Annotated in this window: 20 protein-coding genes; 7 read left to right on the forward strand and 13 right to left on the reverse strand. The window is 67.3% G+C overall.

What is annotated here, in order from left to right:
- Positions 1–200: 200 nt before the first annotated feature.
- Both ABZS40_RS21340 and ABZS40_RS21345 read left to right on the forward strand, forming a co-directional pair.
- On the forward strand, positions 201–2048 hold the full coding sequence (locus ABZS40_RS21340) for a 2-oxoacid:acceptor oxidoreductase subunit alpha (protein WP_112581690.1): 1848 nt from the start codon (positions 201–203) through the stop codon (positions 2046–2048).
- A complete protein-coding gene (locus ABZS40_RS21345; RefSeq protein WP_354945038.1) occupies positions 2041–3108 on the forward strand; it encodes a 2-oxoacid:ferredoxin oxidoreductase subunit beta in 1068 nt (355 codons plus the stop codon). Before ABZS40_RS21340 ends, ABZS40_RS21345 begins: the two co-directional genes overlap by 8 nt.
- Before the next feature lie 72 nt (positions 3109–3180).
- Here the strand turns inward: ABZS40_RS21345 and ABZS40_RS21350 are convergent, their stop codons facing one another.
- Both ABZS40_RS21350 and ABZS40_RS21355 read right to left on the reverse strand, forming a co-directional pair.
- Positions 3181–4905, reverse strand: coding sequence for a trypsin-like serine protease (locus ABZS40_RS21350; protein ID WP_354945039.1), 1725 nt, complete (start codon positions 4903–4905; stop codon positions 3181–3183).
- A gap of 510 nt (positions 4906–5415) precedes the next feature.
- Entirely contained in the window at positions 5416–6060 is a 645-nt protein-coding gene (locus tag ABZS40_RS21355; RefSeq protein WP_354945040.1) for an NAD(P)H-dependent oxidoreductase, read from the reverse strand.
- Between the two features lie 82 nt (positions 6061–6142).
- Between ABZS40_RS21355 and ABZS40_RS21360 the strand changes: the two genes are divergently transcribed.
- The gene (locus tag ABZS40_RS21360) at positions 6143–6622 is read left to right on the forward strand and encodes a MarR family winged helix-turn-helix transcriptional regulator (RefSeq protein WP_354945041.1); all 480 of its coding nucleotides are present in this window, start codon (positions 6143–6145) and stop codon (positions 6620–6622) included.
- A gap of 109 nt (positions 6623–6731) precedes the next feature.
- Here the strand turns inward: ABZS40_RS21360 and ABZS40_RS21365 are convergent, their stop codons facing one another.
- A complete protein-coding gene (locus ABZS40_RS21365; RefSeq protein ID WP_354945042.1) occupies positions 6732–7745 on the reverse strand; it encodes a potassium channel family protein in 1014 nt (337 codons plus the stop codon).
- 231 nt (positions 7746–7976) lie between these two features.
- On the opposite strand from ABZS40_RS21365, the gene ABZS40_RS21370 reads away from it, so the two are divergent.
- The 3 genes from ABZS40_RS21370 to ABZS40_RS21380 all read left to right on the forward strand — a co-directional run bounded on the left by ABZS40_RS21370 (position 7977) and on the right by ABZS40_RS21380 (position 10612).
- Positions 7977–8474 (forward strand): helix-turn-helix transcriptional regulator, encoded by a 498-nt coding sequence (locus tag ABZS40_RS21370; RefSeq protein ID WP_354945043.1) that lies wholly within the window; start codon positions 7977–7979, stop codon positions 8472–8474.
- A 137-nt stretch (positions 8475–8611) separates the two neighbouring features.
- Positions 8612–9211 carry an ATP-dependent Clp protease proteolytic subunit gene (locus tag ABZS40_RS21375; protein WP_354945044.1) on the forward strand — a complete coding sequence of 200 codons (600 nt, stop codon included), beginning with the start codon at positions 8612–8614 and terminating at the stop codon, positions 9209–9211.
- 84 nt (positions 9212–9295) lie between these two features.
- On the forward strand, positions 9296–10612 hold the full coding sequence (locus ABZS40_RS21380; protein WP_354945045.1) for a M23 family metallopeptidase: 1317 nt from the start codon (positions 9296–9298) through the stop codon (positions 10610–10612).
- A 7-nt stretch (positions 10613–10619) separates the two neighbouring features.
- Here ABZS40_RS21380 and ABZS40_RS21385 read toward each other — a convergent pair whose 3' ends face one another.
- A complete protein-coding gene (locus ABZS40_RS21385) occupies positions 10620–11837 on the reverse strand; it encodes an MFS transporter (protein WP_354945047.1) in 1218 nt (405 codons plus the stop codon).
- Between the two features lie 446 nt (positions 11838–12283).
- On the opposite strand from ABZS40_RS21385, the gene ABZS40_RS21390 reads away from it, so the two are divergent.
- Positions 12284–13129: a hypothetical protein gene (locus ABZS40_RS21390; protein WP_354945048.1), complete on the forward strand. Its 846-nt coding sequence runs from the start codon at positions 12284–12286 to the stop codon at positions 13127–13129.
- Between the two features lie 152 nt (positions 13130–13281).
- On the opposite strand, the gene ABZS40_RS21395 is transcribed toward ABZS40_RS21390, so the two are convergent.
- The 9 genes from ABZS40_RS21395 to ABZS40_RS21435 all read right to left on the reverse strand — a co-directional run bounded on the left by ABZS40_RS21395 (position 13282) and on the right by ABZS40_RS21435 (position 22044).
- Positions 13282–14031, reverse strand: coding sequence for a hypothetical protein (locus ABZS40_RS21395; RefSeq protein ID WP_354945049.1), 750 nt, complete (start codon positions 14029–14031; stop codon positions 13282–13284).
- On the reverse strand, positions 14031–14957 hold the full coding sequence (locus ABZS40_RS21400) for a hypothetical protein (RefSeq protein WP_354945050.1): 927 nt from the start codon (positions 14955–14957) through the stop codon (positions 14031–14033). The genes ABZS40_RS21395 and ABZS40_RS21400 overlap by 1 nt, the downstream gene beginning before the upstream one ends.
- A 707-nt stretch (positions 14958–15664) precedes the next feature.
- Positions 15665–16429, reverse strand: a complete 765-nt coding sequence (locus ABZS40_RS21405) for a DUF5677 domain-containing protein (protein ID WP_354945051.1) — start codon at positions 16427–16429, stop codon at positions 15665–15667.
- A 95-nt stretch (positions 16430–16524) separates the two neighbouring features.
- A complete protein-coding gene (locus tag ABZS40_RS21410) occupies positions 16525–16944 on the reverse strand; it encodes a hypothetical protein (protein ID WP_354945052.1) in 420 nt (139 codons plus the stop codon).
- Positions 16941–17783, reverse strand: coding sequence for an IS5 family transposase (locus ABZS40_RS21415; RefSeq protein WP_354945054.1), 843 nt, complete (start codon positions 17781–17783; stop codon positions 16941–16943). The genes ABZS40_RS21410 and ABZS40_RS21415 overlap by 4 nt, the downstream gene beginning before the upstream one ends.
- Before the next feature lie 7 nt (positions 17784–17790).
- Positions 17791–19011 (reverse strand): hypothetical protein, encoded by a 1221-nt coding sequence (locus ABZS40_RS21420; protein ID WP_354945055.1) that lies wholly within the window; start codon positions 19009–19011, stop codon positions 17791–17793.
- 8 nt (positions 19012–19019) lie between these two features.
- Complete coding sequence (locus tag ABZS40_RS21425) at positions 19020–20582, reverse strand: class I SAM-dependent DNA methyltransferase (protein ID WP_354945056.1); 1563 nt, start codon at positions 20580–20582, stop codon at positions 19020–19022.
- On the reverse strand, positions 20582–21151 hold the full coding sequence (locus ABZS40_RS21430; protein WP_354945057.1) for a hypothetical protein: 570 nt from the start codon (positions 21149–21151) through the stop codon (positions 20582–20584). The genes ABZS40_RS21425 and ABZS40_RS21430 overlap by 1 nt, the downstream gene beginning before the upstream one ends.
- A complete protein-coding gene (locus tag ABZS40_RS21435; protein ID WP_354945058.1) occupies positions 21148–22044 on the reverse strand; it encodes an LD-carboxypeptidase in 897 nt (298 codons plus the stop codon). The genes ABZS40_RS21430 and ABZS40_RS21435 overlap by 4 nt, the downstream gene beginning before the upstream one ends.
- Positions 22045–22086 lie beyond the last annotated feature (42 nt).

Genomic DNA, 22086 nt, shown 5'->3' on the forward strand with positions numbered 1-22086 from the left:
AACACCGCAAATGCGGGCGTTTCGCGACCACATCGGGTCCCAGTCGGCGGACCTCCGGGGATGGTTAGGGCTCCCTTAGACGTAGGCTCTCAGGTGAGGAACGACAGCGGCCGGACCAGCCTGGGGCGGTGCGGTGAAGCGTTGCGTCAAGGAGGTTCCGTGGCCGGGCAAGCCCCGCAGTCGCGAACGAAGGTGGCACAGTGACCAAGCAGATCCGTCAACTCGACCGGGTGGTCATCCGGTTCGCCGGTGACTCCGGCGACGGCATGCAGCTGACCGGCGACCGGTTCACCTCGGAGACGGCGCAGCTCGGCAACGACATCTCCACGCTGCCAAACTTTCCCGCCGAGATCCGGGCTCCCGCCGGCACCCTGCCCGGCGTGTCGAGCTTCCAGGTGCACTTCGCCGACTACGACATCCTCACGCCGGGCGACGCGCCCAACGTGCTGGTGGCGATGAACCCGGCGGCGCTCAAGGCCAACCTGGCCGACCTGCCGCGCGGCGCGGACATCATCGTCAACACCGACGAGTTCACCAAGCGCAACCTCGCCAAGGTCGGTTACCAGACCAGCCCACTGGACGACGACTCACTGGCCGGCTACGTCGTGCACCCGGTGGCGCTGACCTCGATGACGGTCGGCGCGCTCGCCGCCCACCAGGTGTCCAAGAAGGACGCCGAGCGGTCGAAGAACATGTTCGCCCTCGGCCTGCTCTCCTGGATGTACTCCCGGCCCTACGAGTCGACGCTGCGCTTCCTGGAGCGCAAGTTCGCGGCTCGTCCGGAGCTGGTCGCCGCGAACGTCGCCGCCTTCAAGGCCGGTTGGAACTTCGGCGAGACCACCGAGGACTTCGCGGTCCGCTACGAGGTCAAGCCGGCCAAGATGAAGCCGGGCACCTATCGCAACATCACCGGCAACGCGGCGCTCTCGCTGGGGTTGGTCGCCGCAGGGGTCCGCTCCGGGCTGCCGGTCTTCCTCGGCGCGTACCCGATCACGCCCGCGTCGGACATCCTGCACGAGCTGAGCAAGCACAAGCGGTTCGGCGTTCTCACAGTGCAGGCCGAGGACGAGATCGCCGCCGTCGGCGCCGCACTCGGTGCCTCCTACGGCGGGTCGCTCGGCGTGACCACCACCAGCGGCCCCGGCGTGGCACTCAAGAGCGAGACCATCTCGCTCGCGGTGGCGCTGGAGCTGCCGCTGGTGATCGTGGACGTGCAGCGCGCCGGCCCGTCGACCGGCATGCCGACCAAGACCGAGCAGGCCGACCTCAACATGGCGCTCTACGGTCGGCACGGTGAGGCGCCGGTCGCGGTGATCGCGCCCCGGTCACCGTCGGACTGCTTCTTCGCGGCGCTGGAGGCGGCCCGGATCGCGCTGACCTACCGCACCCCGGTGATCCTGCTGTCCGACAACTACGTCGCCAACGGCTCCGAGCCGTGGCTGCTGCCGGACGTGGAGTCGCTGCCCGACCTCCGGGTCGAGTTCGCCACCAAGCCCAACGGCGAGGACGGCACCACCTTCCTGCCCTACCTGCGTGACCCGGAGACCCTGGCCCGGCCGTGGGCGATCCCCGGCACCGCGGGCCTGGAGCACCGGATCGGCGGTCTGGAGAAGGCCGACAAGACCGGGGACATCTCCTACGACCCGGCCAACCACGACTTCATGGTGCGCACCCGGGCCGCCCGGATCGAGACCATTCCGGTGCCGGACATTGAGGTGGAGGACCCGGACGGCGACGCCCGGGTGCTGGTCCTCGGCTGGGGCTCGACGTACGGGCCGATCGGCGCGGCGTGCCGCGGGGTCCGCCAGCGCGGCCTCTCCATCGCCCAGGCGCACCTGCGGCACCTGGCACCGATGCCGGCCAACCTCGGTGAGGTGCTCCGCTCGTACGACAAGGTGGTCATCCCGGAGATGAACCTGGGCCAGCTGGCCCACGTCATCCGGGCTCGCTACCTGGTCGACGCGATCAGCTACAACCAGGTCCGCGGCCTTCCGTTCACGGCCGCCGAGCTGGAGACGACGCTGGAAGAGGTGCTGAAGAATGTCTGAGCCCGTCGCCGTCAAGCTCACCGCCAAGGACTTCAAGTCCGACCAGGAGGTGCGCTGGTGCCCCGGCTGCGGTGACTACGCGATCCTGGCAGCCATCCAGCAGTTCATGCCGGAGCTGAACATCCCCCGGGAGCGCACCGTCTTCGTCTCCGGGATCGGCTGCTCGTCGCGCTTCCCGTACTACATGAACACGTACGGGATGCACTCGATCCACGGTCGGGCCCCGGCGATCGCGACCGGCCTGTCGGTGTCCCGGCCGGACCTGTCGGTCTGGGTGGTCACCGGCGACGGCGACGCGCTCTCCATCGGTGGCAACCACCTGATCCACGCGCTGCGGCGCAACGTCAACCTCAAGATCCTGCTGTTCAACAACCGGATCTACGGTCTGACCAAGGGTCAGTATTCTCCGACGTCCGAGGTCGGCAAGATCACCAAGTCGACACCGACCGGCTCGGCGGACGCCCCGTTCAACCCGCTCTCGCTCGCCCTCGGCGCGGAGGCCAGCTTCGTGGGCCGCACCATCGACTCCGACCGCAAGCACCTCCAGTCGGTGCTGCGGGCCGCCGCAGAGCACGAGGGCTCGGCCTTCGTGGAGATCTACCAGAACTGCAACATCTTCAACGATGGGGCGTTCGACCAGCTCAAGGACCCGTCCACCCGGGACGACTACCTGATCCGCCTGGAGCACGGGCAGCCGATCACCTTCGGCGCTGCTCGCGAGCCGAACGGCCAGCTCGGCGGCGCCGACGGGCGGTTCTGCGTGGTGCACCCGCCGGGCGGCTTCGGCCTGGAGGTCCGGGACACCAGCTCGGTCCGTCCGGAGGAGATCGTCGTGCACGACGCGACGGTGGCCGACCCGGCGTACGCCTTCGCGCTGTCCCGGCTGCCCGGCCTGGACCTGCGCAACACTCCGATCGGGGTGTTCCGCTCGGTGGACCGGCCGTCCTACGACAGCGTGGTGCAGGCTCAGCTCGCGGCCGCCAAGGCGACTGTCACCGAGACCCCCGAGCAGCAGCTCGCCGGCCTGCTGGGCAGCGGCGACACCTGGACAATCATGTAACGCCCCGAAATGGGACAGGGCCCGCAACCGTTAGGTTGCGGGCCCTTCCCGTTACTGCTGCGGACAGCCTGATCAGAAGACCAGGTTGAAGTAGTCCCAGTCGGTGCCGATGACCCCGCCGCTCGAGTCGATCCACTGGCCGTAGCCGTTGGTCGTGTAGAGCCGCATCCGGCCACTGCCGTCGACGCCGAGCATGTCCATCATGTTGTCGCCGCTCCAGTCGCCCGGAACGATGATGTTCTTGAAGCCCTGCCAGCCGCTACCGATCTTGGTGCCGAGCGGGTTGGTCCAGCCGCCCTTGCTGTCGGACTGGTACATCTTCAGGTCGCCGGTCGAGGTACGACCGATCAGCACCTCACGCCCGTCGCCCTTCCAGGCCCCAGGGGTGAGGAACAGGTTGAAACCGTTCCAGCCGTTGCCGATCTTGGTGCCCAGCGGGTTCTCCCAGCCGCCACTACCGTTGCTGGTGTAGCGGATCAGGTCGCCGTTGGACTTGCGCACCAGAAGGCTCGGCCGGTTGTTGCCCAGCCAGTTGTTCGTCACCATGAGCGCGGTGAAGCCCTGCCACCCGGTGCCGATCCTCTTCGCGCCACCGACGAAGTTGCCCTTGCCATCGGTGTTGTAGATGAACAGCTCACCGTTGGGCTTCATCGCCATGATGGACGGCTTCTTGTCGCCGTTCCAGTTGTAGACGCGGAAGACCCGGCTGTAGATGTTCCAGCCCGCGCCGATGGTCTGATACCCGAAGAAGCCGCCGTACCCGTCGTTGGAGAAGCCACTGCCGTAGTGCAGATCCAGGTTGCCGGCGGCGTCGCGGGACAGCAGGTCGGTGTGACCGTCGCCCGTCCAGTCCGCGTTGACCAGCGACGGACGGGTCAGGTCCGCCTTGATGGAGTTGTTGTAGTAGCTCAACCGCTCGTAGTAGCCGGGCGACGAACCACACGGCGCGAAGCCCCAGTCGGTGATGCCGACCTGGACCCCGTTGACGAGTAGCGGACCGCCGGAGTCACCCCCGCAGGTGTCGCTGCTCGGTGTGGCGTCGGTGCCCGCTCCAGCGCAGATCATCCGGTCGGCGAGGTAGAGCCCGGGGATGTCGCAGTCCGCATCGGACCGCATCGGAACAGTCGCCTTGCGCAGCCGGCTGTCCGGGTTCTCCTCGTCGGACGTGGTGACGCCGTAGCCCGCGATCTGGGCCTGCTTGCCAGCCACGTACGGAGTCTGGTCACCCTGGGCGCTCAACGACACCGGCTTGTACACGCTGGGCAGGTTCTGCTTCAGCGTGAGGACCGAGACGTCGTCCACGATCGGCGCGGTGTCGGGGTTCTCATACTGCTGGGCGATGTTCCAGCCCGGGTGGGTCCAGGTCGAGGCGACCTCGGCGACGAACCCGCTGCCACCGACGAGCTGGCCGTTGCTGTCGACCAGCCGGTCGTTGCCGGCGATGACCCGAGTGGTGCCGGGCCCGTCGGCGGTGCAGTGCGCGGCCGTCAGCACCTTGTTGGGGGCGATGATGGTGCCGGTGCACCAGTACCACTGGAACTCGTCGCCGACCTGGAGGGTGGTGACGATACCCACGATGTACGGAAACTCGGAGGCGCTCGCCAGGGTCCCCTGGAAGACCTTGGGGGAGGCGCCGGTGCCGGACTGGAAGGCCCGGCCCTGGGCGCCCGGCTTGGGAAGCGTGAGCTTCCCCTTGTGCAGGTTCGGCAGCTTGCTCGACCGGTCCGGTCGCTCGCTGCTTGCCACGTCGTACGCGCCGCCGCCGGGGGCGGCTTGAGCACTGGTCGTGGGTGCCACGGCCGCCACGCCCGTGAGAGCGAGGCCCGCCGCGACACCGGCGTACCACCGCCGTCGGGCTCCTGCGGATGTTGCCACTTCAGCCACTGATTGCTTCCCGTCGTTCGATTAACGAGGCACTCGGAACTGCCCGGGATGACCTGCGTGGGACGCGACGGGTGAACGACAAACCACACCAGGGCGGAGTCCGCCCGGAACTAGAAAGATTTCCCCGTCGTGCCTGCGCCAACGACGCTGCACCGGCAAGCCCCGGCAGCGACACCCATTGACAGCTCTAAGCCCGGACACCGTAGCAAGGGTTCGTTCGGGAAGCTGCCCGGTAACGAGGTTTTTCCATGATCCGCAACCAGACCGCGACGAACCGAGGGGGTCAGCGCAGCCGCGAATCATCCGGACGGGTTGCGGCTCCCGCCGCCTGGTGCGCACAAACTGGATGTCCCGCCCCGGAGGGGTGGCCGTTCCGGTGTGGAGCGGCCGCCCTCCGGGCGACGAGAGACGAGGGACGACTGGTCAGCGGGCGGCGCCGGCCGGCAGCCAGAGGTTGTCGATCTCCTTCTCGGCCGCCGTGAGACTCGCCTCGTGCAGCGGGATCAGCTCGGCCATCGCCGGCACCGACGGCGCCAGGGTCAGCTCGGCGCTGATGAAGCGCGGCTGCATGCCGGTCATCGACAGGCCGTGCGGGAGCCACGGCTCGGCGTGGTCCCAGCCGTAGCGAGGTGTGCCCTCGCCGTAGCCGCCGCCCCGGGTGGCCAGCACCACGAACTCGCGTCCGCCGAGCAGGCCCTCCTGCGTCGTCGGGTCGTACGCCAGCCCGGGAACGATCAGGTGGTCCACCCAGGACTTGACGCTGCTGGGCGCGCCGAAGTTGTAGAGCGGCAGGCCGAGCAGCACCACGTCGGCCTGCTTCACCTCGTCGACCAGCCGCTCGCTGAGCTCCCAGGAGTCCCGCTGGGCCGGGGTGTGCTGCTCCGGGGGGGTCATCCGCGCCAGGCCACTCTCCGCGTCCAGGTGCGGCAGCGGCTCGGCGCCCAGGTCCCGGTAGGCAACGGTGCCGTCCGGGTGGGCCGCACGCCAGGCGTCGACCGCGCGGGCGGTGAGCCGCCGGCTGACCGACCAGTCACCGCGGATGCTCGAATCAATATGCAGCAGATGCATTATTCCTCCTTCAGGAATCGTCTGTGAAGCACCAACTATTTATAGCAGGCCGATGTTCCGTCAGGTCGGTAGACTGGGTCACATGTCCGCGCAGCCGCTCGACTCCTCCGAGCACCGCTCGGGCGCACTCCTGGACCATCTGGCCCGGCGGATGCGACTGCGCTCGGAGTCGGTGCTGGCGCCGCTGGGCCTACGCCCCCGGCATCTGGTCGCGCTCACCGTGCTGCGCGCCGGCGGCGGCACCGGGCAACAGGCGCTCGCCACCATCCTGGAAATGGACAGCACCAACATCGTCGGGCTGCTCAACGACCTGGAGGCGAAGCAGCTGATCGAGCGTCGGCGCTCAGCCGAGGATCGCCGCCGACACGTCGTCGAACTCACCGACGATGGGGCAAAACGCCTCAGCGAGGCCGAATGCGCCCTGGCCGGCGCCGAGGACGAGGTGCTGGGCGCACTGGATCCCGCCGAGCGGGAGACGCTCTACAAGCTGCTCAGCCGGGCCTCCACCGGCACGTCGATCAACTGCACCGAGGCGATCCGCGCCACCGGCGACACCTGCTGACGCCGCGTCACCACAACGGCGGCGGCCAGCACACCGGCCAACGGCGGCGGAGCCGTCGGGGCCACCTCAGCGACCGAGCGGCCAGGCCCGCCCAGCAGTGGCGGGACGATCAGGCGGTGGTGGCCGACTGGGGGCGGTCGTCGCGTACGTGCACCAGCATGTCGCCGGTCTCGATCACCGCGCCGGCCCGGTCGGCCAGGCTGACCACCTTGCCCCGCCGCACCAGGGCGATCACCAACGACTCCAGCTCTCGCGGCGAGCGACCCACCTCGTCCCGCTCCGCGGAACGCATCGCCAGCGCCATGCCCTGGCCGGGAGTGAGCAGGTCCTCCACCACGTCGATCAGCGGCGGCGCCGAGGTGGACAGGCCGAGCAGCCGGCCCGCCGTGGCCGAGGAGACGATCACATGGTGCGCCCCGCTCTGCTTGAGCAGCGGGGCGTTCTCCGCCTCCCGGGCCGCCGCGATGATGCGGACCTGCCCGGCGGTGAGCTGCCGGACCGTCAGCGCGACCAGCACCGACGCGTCGTCGCTGTCGGTCGCGATGATCACGGCCTTCGCGTTCTTGACGTGCGCCTCGTTCAGCACCGACGAGCGCGTCGCCGAGCCCTCGATCGCCACCAGCCCGGCGGAGGTGGCCTGCCGCAGGGCGGCGGCGCTGCGCTCCACCACCACGATCCGCGAGCGGTCCAGACCGTTCTCCATCAGGGCGGAGACAGCGCTGCGCCCCTTGGTGCCGTAGCCGCAGATGATGACGTGGTCCTTCACGGCTCTCCTCCACCGCGACAGGCGACGGCCGGTCCGGTACTGCTCGGTCAGAACTTCCAGGGTGGTGCCGACCAGGATGATAAGGAAGATCACTCGGGCCGGGGTGATGAAGAGGACGTTGACCAGCCGGGCCGACGGCGCGGCCGGGGTGATGTCCCCGTAGCCGGTGGTCGAGAGCGACACGACCGCGTAGTAGAAGCAGTCGAGGAGGGTGAGGCCGTCCTCGTTGACATCGCGGTAGCCGTCCCGGCCCAGATAGACCGCGGCGACCACGGCGAAGACCAGGCCCAGGGCAGCGGCGAGCCGAAGGCTCAGCGCGCTCAGTGGGCCCCGACGCTGCGCGGGAAAATGGATCACCGTCGAACCTGCTCCCCCGCCGTCGCCTGCACGCCCACAACATAGCGGGTACACCGTCGGCCGCACGTCCGGGTCGCGGCGGACAACCGGCGTCGCGCCCGCACCCGACTACCGGATGAGAGCCCCGGGCCCGCGCCGTCGGAGCGGCGCGGGCCGGACGGGTCGGTCCGGACGGCCGAGGACGGGCATGATGAGGGTGTTCCCGACGACGACCGCGAAAGTGAGGCCGGCATGTCGTTGCTGCGACGAGTCATCGGCGGAGTGCTCCGCCGCCACCGCCAGCGTCAGGGCCGCACGCTGCGCGAGGTGGCCGCGTCAGCCGACGTCTCCGTGCCCTACCTCTCGGAGGTCGAGCGGGGTCGCAAGGAGGCCTCCTCGGAGGTGCTGGCCGCGATCTGCCGAGCGCTCGGCATCAGCCTCGCCGACCTGCTCGGCGAGGCCCGCGACGACATGCGCCGGGTCGAGCCCCGCCTCCCGGCCGCGCCGCGCGCCGCGCTCACCCACCTGGAGCGCGTCGATGCGACTCGCCGGGAGATCGGCAACGCCACCCTGCTGGTGGGTCCACGTGTCGGCGGGTTCGTCCTGCACCGCGGGCCGGTGGCGAGCGAGCCGACCCTCAGCGTCGACGAAAGGGCCTCCGTTGGTGGCTCGCGCCCCGGTCCGCGTACCGCCGCCCTGACTGACTGCGCGCAGACCCGGCCGGGCCTGCGGCGGCTGACCGTCGCGTAGGCCGCGCGGGTTCTGCCGTCGGCGGATCTGCCGGCGGCAGAATCACTGGGCCAGCCACCGCCGTCGCCCGCACGCTGAAGGGGCCGGTCCACCGGGCGGTCCCCACCGCCCGCCGGCGCGGTGGAAGGCGGCGGCACATGATCGGGTACGACGTGCGAATGCTGGAGGGCGGGCAGCCGTCCTTCGGTGACCATGTGTTCGAGCGGCTGCTGCGGGAGCGGATCGTCTTCCTCGGCACCGAGGTGACCGAGGAGTCGGCCAACCAGATCTGCGCGCAGATCCTGCTGCTCGCCGCAGAGGACGACGACCGCGACATCTACCTCTACATCAACTCACCGGGCGGTTCGGTGAGCGCGGGGATGGCGGTCTACGACACCATGCGCTACGTCCGCAACGACGTGGCGACACTGGCGCTCGGGTTCGCCGGCTCGATGGGGCAGTTCCTGCTCTGCGCGGGCGCGGCCGGCAAGCGGTACGCGCTGCCACACTCGCGGATCATGATGCACCAGCCGTCCGGCGGGATGGGCGGCACCGCCGCCGACATCACCATCCAGGCGGAGAACATGCTGCACGTGAAGCGGACGATGCAGGAGCTGATCGCCCAGCACAGTGGACGAACCCTCGACGAGATCCAGCGGGACTGGGACCGGGACCGGTGGTTCACCGCCGAGCAGGCCCGGGAGTACGGCCTGATCGACCAGGTGGTGACCCGAGCCGAACAGCTGTCAACGCTCTGATCAACGTCTGGTGGCACCGGTACCGCCGGACCACCCCACCCATTAGCCTCTGTAGATATTTGGACGGGTGCAGAAGGAGTGGGAATGACGGACGGTTACGAAGGCAGCTGCTGCGGCGACGACACGACCACCTCCGCCGTGAGTCGCCGCACGATGTTGGGCGCGGCGGTGCTGGGTGCGGGTGCCATCAGCACCGGCGGCCTGCTGGTCCCCGAGGCCGCACAGGCCGCGCCGGCGATCTACAACCCGTTCAGCTCCTACCCGATCACCGACACCTGGGAGGGGCACCTCAGCCGCGGATCACTCGGGGGCATCGACTTCGGGATGGGGGTGGGCACGGCGTTGCCGGCCTGCGGCGCCGGCACCATCCAGAACATCCCGAACAACGGCACGGGCGGGCACACCGTCACGATCCAGCACGCGGACGGGTACCGCAGCCAGTACCTGCACCTGTCGCAGTTCCTGCTCGCCAACGGGACGAGCGTGGGCGCGGGCACGATCGTGGGCCGCTCCGGCGGCGCGGCCGGCGCACCCGGCTCCGGCAGCTCGACGGGCCCGCACCTGCACTGGCACATGATCGACCCGTCCGGCACCCGGATCAACCCGCTGGCCTTCATCCAGCAGAATCCTGCCGACCAGCCCCGTCAGGTGTTCGAGGCGGCCAGCAACGCCGGCTGGCGCGCCCTACCGGTCGCCGGCAGCGCGGGCGCGGTGACCGGCACTGCGACGGCAGCGATCACAGTGGGATCCACGAAGATCCTGTACACCCTCAACGGCGGCCGGATCCACGAGGCCGCCAGCAACGCCGGCTGGACCAACCTGTGGACCGGCATCCACGGCGCGCAGGGCACCGCCCTGGCCGCGATCAACCTCGGCGGGGTGAAGCTGGTCTACAACGTCGTCGACGGGTACGTGCACGAGGCCGCCAGCAACAACAGTTGGCGCAACCTCAACACCGGCATCGGTGGCGCCAGCTCGTCCTCGATCTCGGTGATCGTGCTCAATGGCGTCAAGTACGTCTACAGCATCGTCGGCGGTTACGTACACGGCGCGCACAGCGCCAACGCCTGGCGGAACCTGAACACGGGCATCCCGGCCTCGGCGGTAGCGGCGATCACAGTGGGCACCACGAAGATCCTCTACACCCTCGACGGCGGCCGGATCCACGAGGCCGCCAGCAACGCCGGCTGGGCCAACCTGTGGACCGGCATCCACGGCGCGCAGGGCACCTCGTTGGCCGCGCTCAACGTCAACGGGGTGAAGCACATCTACAACGTCGTCGACGGGTGGGTGCACGAAGCCGCCAGCAACAACGGCTGGCGCAACCTGAACAGCGGGGTCCGCGGCACGCGGGCAGCCGCCCTGGGACTGGACGGCGTCAAGCTCATCTACGCCGCCTGAGTCGCACTCAGCGCCGCGAGCCCTTCGGGGTTGATGAGGGTTCGCGGCGCGTGAGCTCGTCCTCGACGAAGGCGGGCTTGGCCAGCGTGAACGCCGGGATGGCCGCCACGAGGGCGACGGCGAGCAGAAACAGCAGTGGCAGGGTCCACCCGCCGCTCACGTCGTGCAGCAGCCCAACGAGCAGAGGACCGAGCGCGCCGAGCGCGTACGCGACCCCCTGCGCGAAGCCGCTCAGCGCGACGGTGCCGCCCTGGGTTCGGGTGCGCTCGTTGATGAGTACGAGGCTGATTGGAAACAGGATCGAGCCCGAGCCGATGAGCAGCACCCAGAGCAGTGTGAGTGTCGCGGGCGCGAGCAGCAGGCCGAGGTAGCCGAGAACGAAGCTGGCGGTACCGGCGGCGATCAGCTGGCTGACAGCGCGCAGCCGCGCGACGAGCAGGGGTGCGATGAGCGCGATGGGCGCGCTGATGATGCCGGTGACGGCGAGCAGCACACCGGCTTCGGTCGGCGTCGAGCCAGCGATGTCGCCGAGGATCTCGGGCAGCCACGCGAAACACGCGTAGGTGAGGATCGTGCTGGTCGAGAACAGGACGGTGATCGACAGGGCCACGCGTGACCGCCACAGTCGCGTGACGAGGGTGGTGGACGGGGACTCGACGGCGTCGGCGTCCGAGAGTCGTCGGCGTCGCTCCCGCGTGATGATGACGAGCCACGGAACGAGCGCGACCACCGAGGTCGCCGCCCATATGCCGAGCGCAAACCGCCATCCGACCTGCTCGGCGACCGGGGCGGCGACCGCGGCGGGCAGGGCCGTGCTCACGCCCAGGATGCAGACGTAGATGGCGGTCAGCAGCGCTGTCCGGTCGGGGAAGTAGCGCCGCACGACCGGCGGCAGCAGCACATTGCCGATGCCCGTGCCGGCGAGCGCGACGACGCTGCCGACGAGCAGCACCGCGTAGCCCGGGGCGGCTGCGCGCACGAGATGGCCGAGGGTCATGAGCAGCAGCGCCAGCACGATGCCGCCGTCGAGGCCGATGCCGCGGGCGACGCGCGGCGCGACGAACCCCGATACCGCCAGCAGGATCGGTGGCAACGTGCCGAGCAGCCCGACGCCGATGTTTGATATCGGGATGTCCGCCCGGATGTCGCCGAGGATCGGCGACAACACCGCAACCGTCTGGCGCAGGGTGAGCGCGACAAGCACGATGCCCAGCAGCGCGGCCACGCGCCCCGCCCACAAGGTAAGGGGTTTGACCGCAGACATCCCCTTACCATAATGCTCCAGGCGGGATCGTGATCATCACGGCTCGATGATTCTCAGCGCCCGCGGCAAGGGAGGTGACCTACGTTTTGCCTGGTGCCCCCGGCAGGATTCGAACCTGCGACACACGGTTACCGAATGTCACGCTCTTGGACTTGTCATTGAGCACCAAAAGTTGTCGTTGAACTGTGCAAACCTGGTCCACCGCTTGTCGACACCTGTCACCGACGGTCGCCACTTTGCAGGGGTTTTCGGGGGGTAAACGGGGGTTCTATCCGGCGCAGTGACCGTGATTTGGTGGCTGCCCAGTGCCATCCGCCGCACGGGGTAAACCTGGAGTAGTCGGTAGCGTCAGAACCGGTAGTGTCACAGGTCGGTTTAATGTATCCGTCGCCGATGAAGGGCACCAGGTGGAGCAGCTCAGGTTCGAGAAAAGTCTCGGCACGTACCTCGCAACCGTTGAGCCAGAGGGCATTTGGATCTCCAGAGGACTTGGGACCCACTGCGTTCGGGCGCAGCTCGCCCTCGCAAACCCTGAAGTCGTGGCGGACGCGGGCCGACTCCTTCACTTAGAGACGACGCTGTACGCCCCAGTTGCCAGCGGTCCCCGCGCGCCCCTCGCGTCATCGAACGTCTCGGTAGCGTTCGGAGCACCGGCCGAGGTCCGGAGAGTTGAGCTGACATACTTTCTGACGAATCCGCAGTTGCTGGCGCTGGAACAGAACCGTCTCGGCGATTTGCGCTTGGAGCTTCAGATCCGCGGTTTCCTGCCAGGGGCTCCGGGCTTCGCCGGCTGTCCGGACGTCACAACGTATCTCAGCGTTGCTGAGAGCAGATGGCGTCAGCAGCTCGAATCGCTCGGCCGCTCGGTCGGAGTGGAGACCTTTGTGCCGTTCCCGGATGACGACGACCCCCTGCGTGGCATAGCCGACTTTTTGCGGGAGGCACAGCGGCAACTGGCCGGAAACGAGATTCGCGCAGCGATGGTTCACGTTCGCATGGCGCTGGAGGGAATCAAGCAGCAGACGAGCTGGTCCTGGCCTGGCAAGAAGGACAGGGAGCAGTGGACCGCTGGTGAGCGGTGGGCGCGAATCCGGGCGACGCTAGAGGACCAAGCAAGCGGCACGGTACACCTTCAAGGCACCAAGGATTACCAGTACAGTCGGGACGAGGTTGAAACCCTGATCGTTATGACTGCTGCGCTGCTCCGGATCGTCCCGCTGAAGCAGGCATTGGCTCCAGCTCTGCCGGAGTAGGTCACCACAATCGCGCAGTACGTGCCTCGGCGAAGCGGACCGCTCTGCGCCGCCGCCAGCCGGGCGCTAGAAGGACGTCTCGGAGTCGGGCTTGTCTGTCTAGATTGCGATGGTGCCCAGAAGGTAGCTTGCCCGGTCGTTGTCGATCGTTTCTACCGCATGAGTGAGGACGGTGTGGGGGTTGCGCTTGTCGGGGCGAGGTTGCGGGTTGCGGTCGTCGTCGGGCTCGGCCGATCTGGCAAGGATGGTGTACAGGTCCTGGGGCATGTGCTCACTCCGTTGGATGAAGGCTGAGGGGCCGGGCTTGGTTGTGTCTTCGCCGCCGTAACGAACGGCCAGATCACTGCATACAACAATGCCGCTGTCACGGCTAGTAACACACCGTCACGAAGCACGGTAATACGGGTGCGGACGGTTTCCTCACCCGCGCCCACCGCGTGGGCGTAGCCGAGGGCCGCCTCACGCAGCACGGGCATCGGCCCACCTGCAAGCTGCCGCGTCTCCAAGCGTCCAAAGTCCGCGCGGGAGGTGAGCAGTGACGCGGCACCGCCGATAGTGAGCACCACCAGCAGGGCGCTGATGGCCCAAACGACCCGCGCTGCAAAACCGAGGAGAAAGACACGGTTGGCGCTGGTCGCCAGCACCGCGAGTTCAGCAAGACCGATCGTCAGCAGCGTGGCGGCACGTGACCGGGTCTTCTCAAGATCTGCGAGTTGGCGATCAACCTGGCGGCGACCTTCTTCAACGATGATCTTGAGGTCGTCCGGGGTGAAACGTTCGATGTCTGCGGTGAACGACGCTGGTTGCCCGAAGGTAGGAACCTCGACGCCCGGTCGAAGCACCGCCAGAACATACCAGCCGTAGACGCGCGCCTCCGCGAGCCGACCCTTGACGACGTGCACTAACGTCCTGCCAGCCAGTCGGCGAGGGCGCGAGCAATGGACGTCGTCGCGCTGCCGGGTAGGAACAGCCACTGCCCGCCGGGGTTCAGGTCGAGGAATGCGGGGCCGTCGTTGTCGACAACCCAGTCCTGGCTGCTGAACCCGACGCGCAAGTGGGCGGCTAATCGAACGGCGGCGATTCCCACTTCCGTCCAGGCGGAAGAGACCTTGAAAGCGTGATGAGCGGGCTGGTGCTCACGCCAGTCGACCGGCACGTCGGTACCGTCGAGTTCAGTCACCCACGCCCGATCGTGGACCGTCACGACCCGTAAGTGGACCTGCGCACGGATGAACTGCTGGGCGAGGAAGGGAGCATCGAGCAGATCGGCCCCGGCGATGTCGGCGGCATGAACGGGGCGTACGTAGACGACGTTCTGGCGTTCGTGGTCCTCGAAATTCCCCGGGCCTAACGGCTTGAGGACAAACGGCTCCCCTAGTCGCTCCGCAAGCTCAGCTGCGTCACCGCTGACCAGGGTGGTCGGGTACCGAATGCCAGCCGCACGAGCTGCGCGATACTGCACCAGCTTGTTCTCAGCGGCGAACAGTTCATCAACCGGCGTCACTAGGGTCAGTGAAGGGTCGCGCAGCAGGGCAGCAAGCAGGACCAGTCGCGAGGACAACACGGCGGCGTCATGTCCGCCGAGGATCGTCCCGTGGTCCCACCCAGCAGGTGCGAGTCGGCGAAGCCAGCCTCGCGCGGGTCTATCATGGTTAATGTCGACCGTGCCGCCGGCCTCGTCGACCAGCACCATACGGATTGGGTCAAGGCTCTTCAGGCCATCGCTCAGCGTTGTGGCGTCGATGACCACCGTGCCTCGTGCGGGAAGTAGTTCAGCGACGGCTTGGACATGAGGATCTGCTCGGTCTCCGACGAGGATCACCGGCATCGGGAGAATCATGGCGCGGTGGAGCCCAACAAGACCCCGGCGCGTCCTTCGTCGGTGGTTTCGGCTGTTTCGGTGAGGCTCGTCATAGGGCCAGGACGCGGCCGAGGTCTCGGCGCGTCAGGGCGCGTATCAGCGCCCGGCTGTCGGGATCCATGTTGGTGCTGTTGCTGTGCCAGCAGTCGGTACAGATTCATCCGGCTGACAAGTCCTTCCGTGCACCGCGTCCCCCGCGAGCATCCGTCGCTTGGACGGCACATGCTATCGGGCGTCAATGCCCTCCACTCTGTCGGCCAACGAGCTGGGCGCTGGTAGCGGCGGAACCGGTCGTGAATGTCGCGAAGTGTGGTGGCGGCGCTCGGCGGTGCGAAGCGGAGGGCCCCGGGCTCCTTGCCCCCGGGGCATTCGTTATGCCTGGTTCAGGTCGACGTCTCAGGCCCTTACGTCCGCATCGCTTCGATCAGCGCGGCTTCGGCCTGCCCGGGCGCTCGTTGTAGCGCCGCGGCGTTGCGTCCTCCGGCACTGGCCAGCGGTCCGGTTCCGCCCGCTCCGCCGCCGATCGTCCTCATCCTGGTCGGCGCCGCACGACGGGGAAGGAACCCGGCGGGCCGGGGTGCCGGACGGGGTGACCGCCGCCGCCGACCACAGACCACCACCGACCCGACCCCACCACCGAGCCGACCCGCCGGCACCCGCGAGTTCGCCCGGCTCTAACTCGTGACGGTTGGGTCGCGGTGGTGCTGCCCGCCCCAAGTTGACAGCCACCGCTCGTGCAAGTCGTCAGCCCGGAAGGCGAACCCCAGCGCAGCGGCCAGCGGCTGGTCGAAGATCTGCTGATGCACGTCGGGCTGCCGGCGGAGATAGGTGATCGCCGTCGTTGTGAGCTGGATGGCGGCCGAGAGCAGCGGCTGAGGGCGCGGGCGCGCCGCCTGGAAGTTGGGCTCGAAGCCGCCGTCGACCTGCACGAGGTGATTGCGCAGCAGGTCGTGCCAGGAGCCGTGTACGGCGCCTGACCCGGTACGAAACGCCGGATACGCCGTCGCGCCGAAAGCCATCTCGATCCGATCCAACGCGGACGGCCAGTTGATGCGGCGGCGGCCTGGAAGTTGCTCGAGGTCGACTCCCGCTGCCTGAGCAGTCTCGTCGATGGAGGCGCGTATACGGGCCTCCATCGGCAGCTCGATGCCGCCGTTGAGCATCTGTTGGCGCTCGACGACCTTCAGGAACTCGCGTTCGGCGATGAGACTGTCTTGCAGGAAGGCGAGGTGTCGTGTTCCGTGCTCGTCGTCCCCGCACAGGTAGGACAGGTTCGACAGCGTTTCGATGAGTTCCCGGTTAAGGGCCAACTGCTGGCGCCCCTTTAACACGCACACGTCCGCCAGCAGGTCCGTGCACAACTTGCAGGCACGCACCAGTAGGCCGCACCGGATCGCGGCGTACAGACCGAGCGGTTGCCCAGGCACGATCCCGGCCATCGCGCTGGCCAGGCCGAGCGAACTCTTGAGAGGGTGGTTCGGTAGGTTATGTCTGTTGTGGGTTTGACCGTTCGTTAGAGGCGCTGCTGGTGGGGCTACGTGGACGGCGTCGGCGGGGCGAGGGTGAACAGGCCGGCCTCGGGTTCGGTCAGGATGTGGCGGGCGACGAGGCGTTTGAGCTTGGCGCGGAGCCCTTCGGTGTCCTTCGCGGTGGCGCCGGTGCCGAGGGCGCGGCAGATGTCCTTGGCGCGCATCGGTGCGGTGGCGGTGTGGAACACGGCGAGGATCTGCTGGTAGGCGGGACTGGCGAGGGTGACGTCAGCGGCTGGCATCGGGCTGGTCTGTTCGGCGAGGCTGAGCAGGGTCTTGCGGGTGATGGCGAGTTCGGCCAGCTCGGTCTCGGCGGCGGTGAGCTGGTCGGTGAGCGTGGTGATCTGCTCGCGGAGCCGCTCGACGGTGATGCCGGCGGCGGTCTCGCGGTCGGTGAGCAGGTTCAGCAGCGGCGGCGGGGTCACCGCTGGTGGCCCGGGTCGCGCCAGGACGCGGTGGTGGTGCCGGTCAGCCGGCGGACCAGGTTCGCCGTGGACGCCCACCAGGTGCGTGACACCGCCGAGGCGGGTCGACTCTCGTACTCGCGGACCAGACGGCGGTGCAGCATCAATGTGCCGTTGGTCTGCTCCACCACCCACCGGCGTGCGATTGGCACGAACCCGGCCGTGGTGTCGGAGCGTTTGACCTGCTCGACGCCGATACCGTTCACCGCGCCGTGGATCTGCACGTCGTCTTTGAACCCGCCGTCGACCCACGCCTTGGTCACCGTCGGGGCGTGCGCCACGACGTTGTCCAGCAGCTTCACGCCGATCGCGTTGTCGGTGACCGACGCGGCGGTGACCACCACCGCGATGATCAGGCCGAGGGCGTCCACGGCCAGGCCCCGCTTGCGGCCCGGCACCCGCTTGCCGGCGTCCTTGCCTGTCGTCGCGGCTGGGACATGGTTGGCCGCCCGGATCGACTGGGTGTCCAACACCACCGCGGTCGGGTCCTCCGCCCGGCCAGCGCGCTCCCGCGCCTGGCAGCGCAGCAGATCATGAATCACCTGATCGGTGCCGTCATCGCGCCACCGGGCGAAGTAGTAGTACGTCGCGGACTTCGGCGGCAGATCGTGCGGCAGGTACGCCCACTGACAACCGGTCCGGTTCTGGTAGAAGATCGAGTTCACGATCTCCCGCAGCTCGTAGCGGCCCTGATGCCCCGACACCGACAGATGCCGGTCCTTCCACGCCTGCAGGAAGGGTCCGACCACTGCCCACTGCTCATCGGTCAAGTCACTCGGATACGTCGCACGTCCACTCACGACCGTCCTAACGCGACACAATGGCGTCGGCTACGGGTCCGCAAAGATCAGGCAACCCTAAAGCGGAGAAGAAGTCACAAACCACCCTCTCAGCACGAGCGGCCATGATTCCCCCGACCACGGCATCGCACCGACGGACGTACTCATCCTGTTCAGGAAGCGGCGGAATCGGCACCCGAACCAAGCCGAAACCGCGCTTGTTGATCTTGACCATCGACCTGCTCGTTCCACCGGCCGTACTAGAGATGCGGGCCCGCAGTTCACGTGAGGATAACGCGTGCTCGAGATAGCTCGTGGAAACACGAGACTCATCGACGCGAAGGCGCCAAATTAGGTCAGGTATGAAAGTCCCGACAGGCACACTCTTTGCGACGGCGACGAAGCCAACGCGCTCCGGCGTGTTTGCCCGCGTGATGAGCAGATCCCCGTTCTTCACAACATGGCTGGGCGAGAATGCAACGCCTTCTGTCAGCGTTTTCGCTTCAGAGGGCTTGAACCAACCACGCTGCACCGCGCTGAGCTTCAGGATTCGATACTCGTCCCCGGCAGAGGATTCCCCTCCAGCCTGTACGCTTTTTCCGCTATCGATCCCAAACAGCACGTCGCCAATGGGTTGGTGATCCACCCCTGGCAATTCTGAGCGCAGGAACTCGAGAATCCCCTCCAGCGTCTCGGATTCGGTATCGAGTGCTGCGATCTGGTCGTCGACCGCGCCGATGACTTCGACTATCCGCTTCTGAACTGGCAACGGAGGGATGTCCATGACAATATTTAGCAAATCTACGGGTTTTACCCGCTCGCGCCTGCCGCCCATCCCCTTCGAAACACCTTGGAGCGCGTCCCACATTTTCTGCGTCGTGGTGAGGATGCGGAAAAAGTCGGGGTCCGCGTCAGACGCGAAGGTGAAGGTAGGAAACTCTTGAGACGCAAAAGATTCCGGCAGGTCGTTGGGGGTTACCGTGATCGCACCCTCGAATGCCTTGAGTCGACTGTAGACGAGTACGCCGCGGCCGATCCGGTTGAGCTTTCTGTAGGCTGTAGAGCTTCCTGCGACGGGATCACGATAGAGGAGCCCTCTCCCCCTGTTCAGGACTCCTACGATCGGATAAAGCTGATCCGGGTCCACATCGACGATCTCGATATCAGGTGTGAGGAACCGTGAAAGAGGTGCCCGAACCCACTCCTCCTGCCTGTCAACTGCCGGGCCATTTTCCGTCGGGTCACTCATCGAATCCCTTAATCCCAGCGTCCGCAAGGACTGCGAGCATGTGCTGCTCGGTCTTCTGAACGTTCGGCTCGGGCAAGGTTGTAAGCCTCGATCAGGATGGGTAGGTCCGGCTGCTCGGCCGTGGCCTGCCTGATGTAGCGACTGATGTTGAGGTCGTAGCCGTTCGCCGCGATCTCGGTCATGCATACGAACCGGGCGGCCAGCCCACCTCCTCCCTCTGGGTCGACGGTGGTGCCGTCAGCATCGATGCTCGCACCGTAGGCGGCCACTGTGTCAGAGATGTCAGCGTCGGTTAGGACGTTGCGGTTCCTGGCCTTGGTAAATCGCTTGGAGGCGTCGATGAAAAGCACCCCGTTCTTGCGCTCGCCAGCCTTGGTGCCGGGAGCGCGGAAGACGAGGATGCAAGTCGGGATCGTCGTGTTGTAGAAAAGGTTCGTCGGCAACCCGATCACAGCTTCAAGCAGGTCATCATCAAGGACCCGCTGACGAATCGAACCCTCCTGGCCGCTGCGAAAGAGGACGCCGTTAGGCAGGACGACACCAGCGCGCCCCTTCTTTGGGTCCATGCTGGCGATCATGTGCTGAACGAACGCCCAGTCCGCCGACGACTGCGGAGCGACACCGCCGATGGCGCGCGGATCTTTGGTCCAGGGCCTCCACTTCAGGCTGTAGGGCGGGTTAGCGACGATCACATCGAAATGCGCGAGCGACCCGTCCGGCTTCTTGAAGCGCGGGTCCTTTAAGGTGTCCCCAACCTCGACCTGAAATTGGGTGAGGTTGTGCATGAAGAGATTCATGCGTGCCACACCCGCAGTATCCGCTACGGCCTCCTGCCCGTACAGGCGAAGCGTGTAGCCCCGCCCGCCGCGGGCCTTCAACAGATTCGCGGAGGCGATGAGCATACCGCCGGACCCACAGGTCGGGTCGTACACCGACTCGTAGCTCTTGGGGGCCAAGATTTCGACGATCAGCTCGACGACCTCACGTGGGGTGAAAAACTGACCGGCGCGGGTGCCAGACCCATCGGAGAACCGCTTCAGCAGGTATTCGTACGCCCCACCGAGCACATCGTGGGACATGTTGCCCTCGTGCATCTTCGGGGTGCGGTCCATCGCCTGCATCACTGCCGCCAACACCTCACCCGACAGCACCTCTTCCGAGGTCCAAGTCATGGACCCGAACAGGCGGGAGAACTTGTCAGGGTTGGCCGTCTCGATGGCTTGCAGGGAGGCGCGGACTCGCTTGCCGAGAGCAGGCTGGGTAATGGTGGCGAGGATGGACGACCAGGAGGCCCGACGCTGCTGGACGGTGCCGGGGTGTATGAACGGGATCTCGAACGATTGGTAGTCGCGGTACTCGATCTCGTGGGCTTCCTCGGCAGAGAGATCGCTCAGCTGTTCCTTGTTGTCGGCCAGGAACTCCTGGTGGTGGTGGTCCCAGGTGTCCGACAGGTACTTCCAAAACATCAGCGGGAAGACGACCGAGGAGTATTGCGCTTCGGGCATCGCCACGCGCAGCTCGTCGGCGGCGTCCCACAACCGGCTCTCGATCTCCTGCTGGGTCACTGCCATCAGTCGGGGTGTCCTTGCTCGTCAGAGGGCGGCGACCCGAAGGTCGCAGTGTTCCTGCAGGTCATCCAATTTCGGGCCTGCCCGGCATGTACACGCCGGGCGTGTCCTGCCGGATGAACACGCGGCGCATTGTAATTCGCCGTGACACACGGCATGGGTAGGGCACGCTGGCCACTCATAGCCCCGCACAGCGCTTCGAACACATCGGGGTAGAGCTTGCCGCGACCGAGGCCGCGGTGGTTGACGGCGGCTTGCAGGACCGGATCGCCGGAGGCGAGGGCAACGATCTGCTCGTACGGGTAGTCGAGTTGCAGGCAGCGCACCAGCGTGGCGTGAACCTGGTCGATGCCGTCGGGTACGGCGTCGTCCACGGTGACCTGGGCGGTGAGCTGATTCGGTGCGCTCTGCCTGATCCGGGCAACGGCGTGGTGGGCGTCCTTGGGTCCGACACGCAGCGGGCGGACCAACTCGTCACCGTCGCGGACCCACGGATAGATCAGGTAGGTCTCCAGCGCGTAGGTGAAGTCGACGTCAGTGTCCAGGTCGAGGACAAGGTCGTGGACGCTCATCGAGCCTCGATCAGGTCGTCGCGGTACCGCAGGACTGGGCTGTTGTCGTCGAGGTGCAACTCGATCGCGCCGCCGATCGGCAGCGGGATCTTGCGGGGGGTGTGCCCGAACTCGACGTTGGTGATCACCGGGAAGGTCCCGCCAACGCATCGCACGATCAGGTCGTCCCAAGTCTCGTCGGGCGCGTCCCCCTGGCTGGTGTCCACGGGCACACCGACGACGAGCGCGGCGATCCGGTCGAACACGCCAGCCAACCGCAGGTGGGTAAGGGCCGCGTCGATGTCTATCCAGCCCACGAAGACCTCTTCGAGGATCAGAATGGCGCCGTCGAGGTCGGGTAGGTAATCGGTCCCGACGAGCGCGCGGATGGTGCCGAGGTGCCCGCCGACGACCGGGCCTCGCACCGTGGCGCCCGCGCCACGCACGATCCTCCAGTCATTGCCAGGGACTTCCCGACCGGTCAGGCCGCTGGTGACGGCATCGAAGAAGGCGGTGGCGGTTTCGTCGTGCACGGGGCGTTGGAAGAAGTCGTACCCGGAGGGGCCGTGCAGGGTAAGCAAGCCGCTGCGGGCGTGGATGGCGTTGAGCAGGATGGAGGGGTCGGACATGCCGGTCAAGATGGTGGGGTTGGCGGCGATGGCGTCGTAGTCGAGCAGAGACAGCAGTTGCGCTGCGCCTTTGCCGCCGGTGGCGGGCACGATGAGCCGCACGTCCGGATCGGTAAAGGCGGCATTGAGGTCAGCGGCGCGCTGCTCGACCGGGCCAGCGAGGTACCCGGTAGCGGCTCGGCAGCTCGGGTAGGTGCGCACAACGTATCCGCGTCCGCGCAGGTAGTCGATGAGCCGATCAAGGTCGTCGTTGCACACCGGGGATGAGGCGGCGACCAGCGCCACGGTGGAACCGGGTGCCGCTGCTGGAGGCCGAATCGTGGTGCG

It is taken from the genome of Micromonospora sp. NPDC005324 (assembly GCF_040607155.1).
GTDB lineage: Bacteria > Actinomycetota > Actinomycetes > Mycobacteriales > Micromonosporaceae > Micromonospora > Micromonospora trifolii.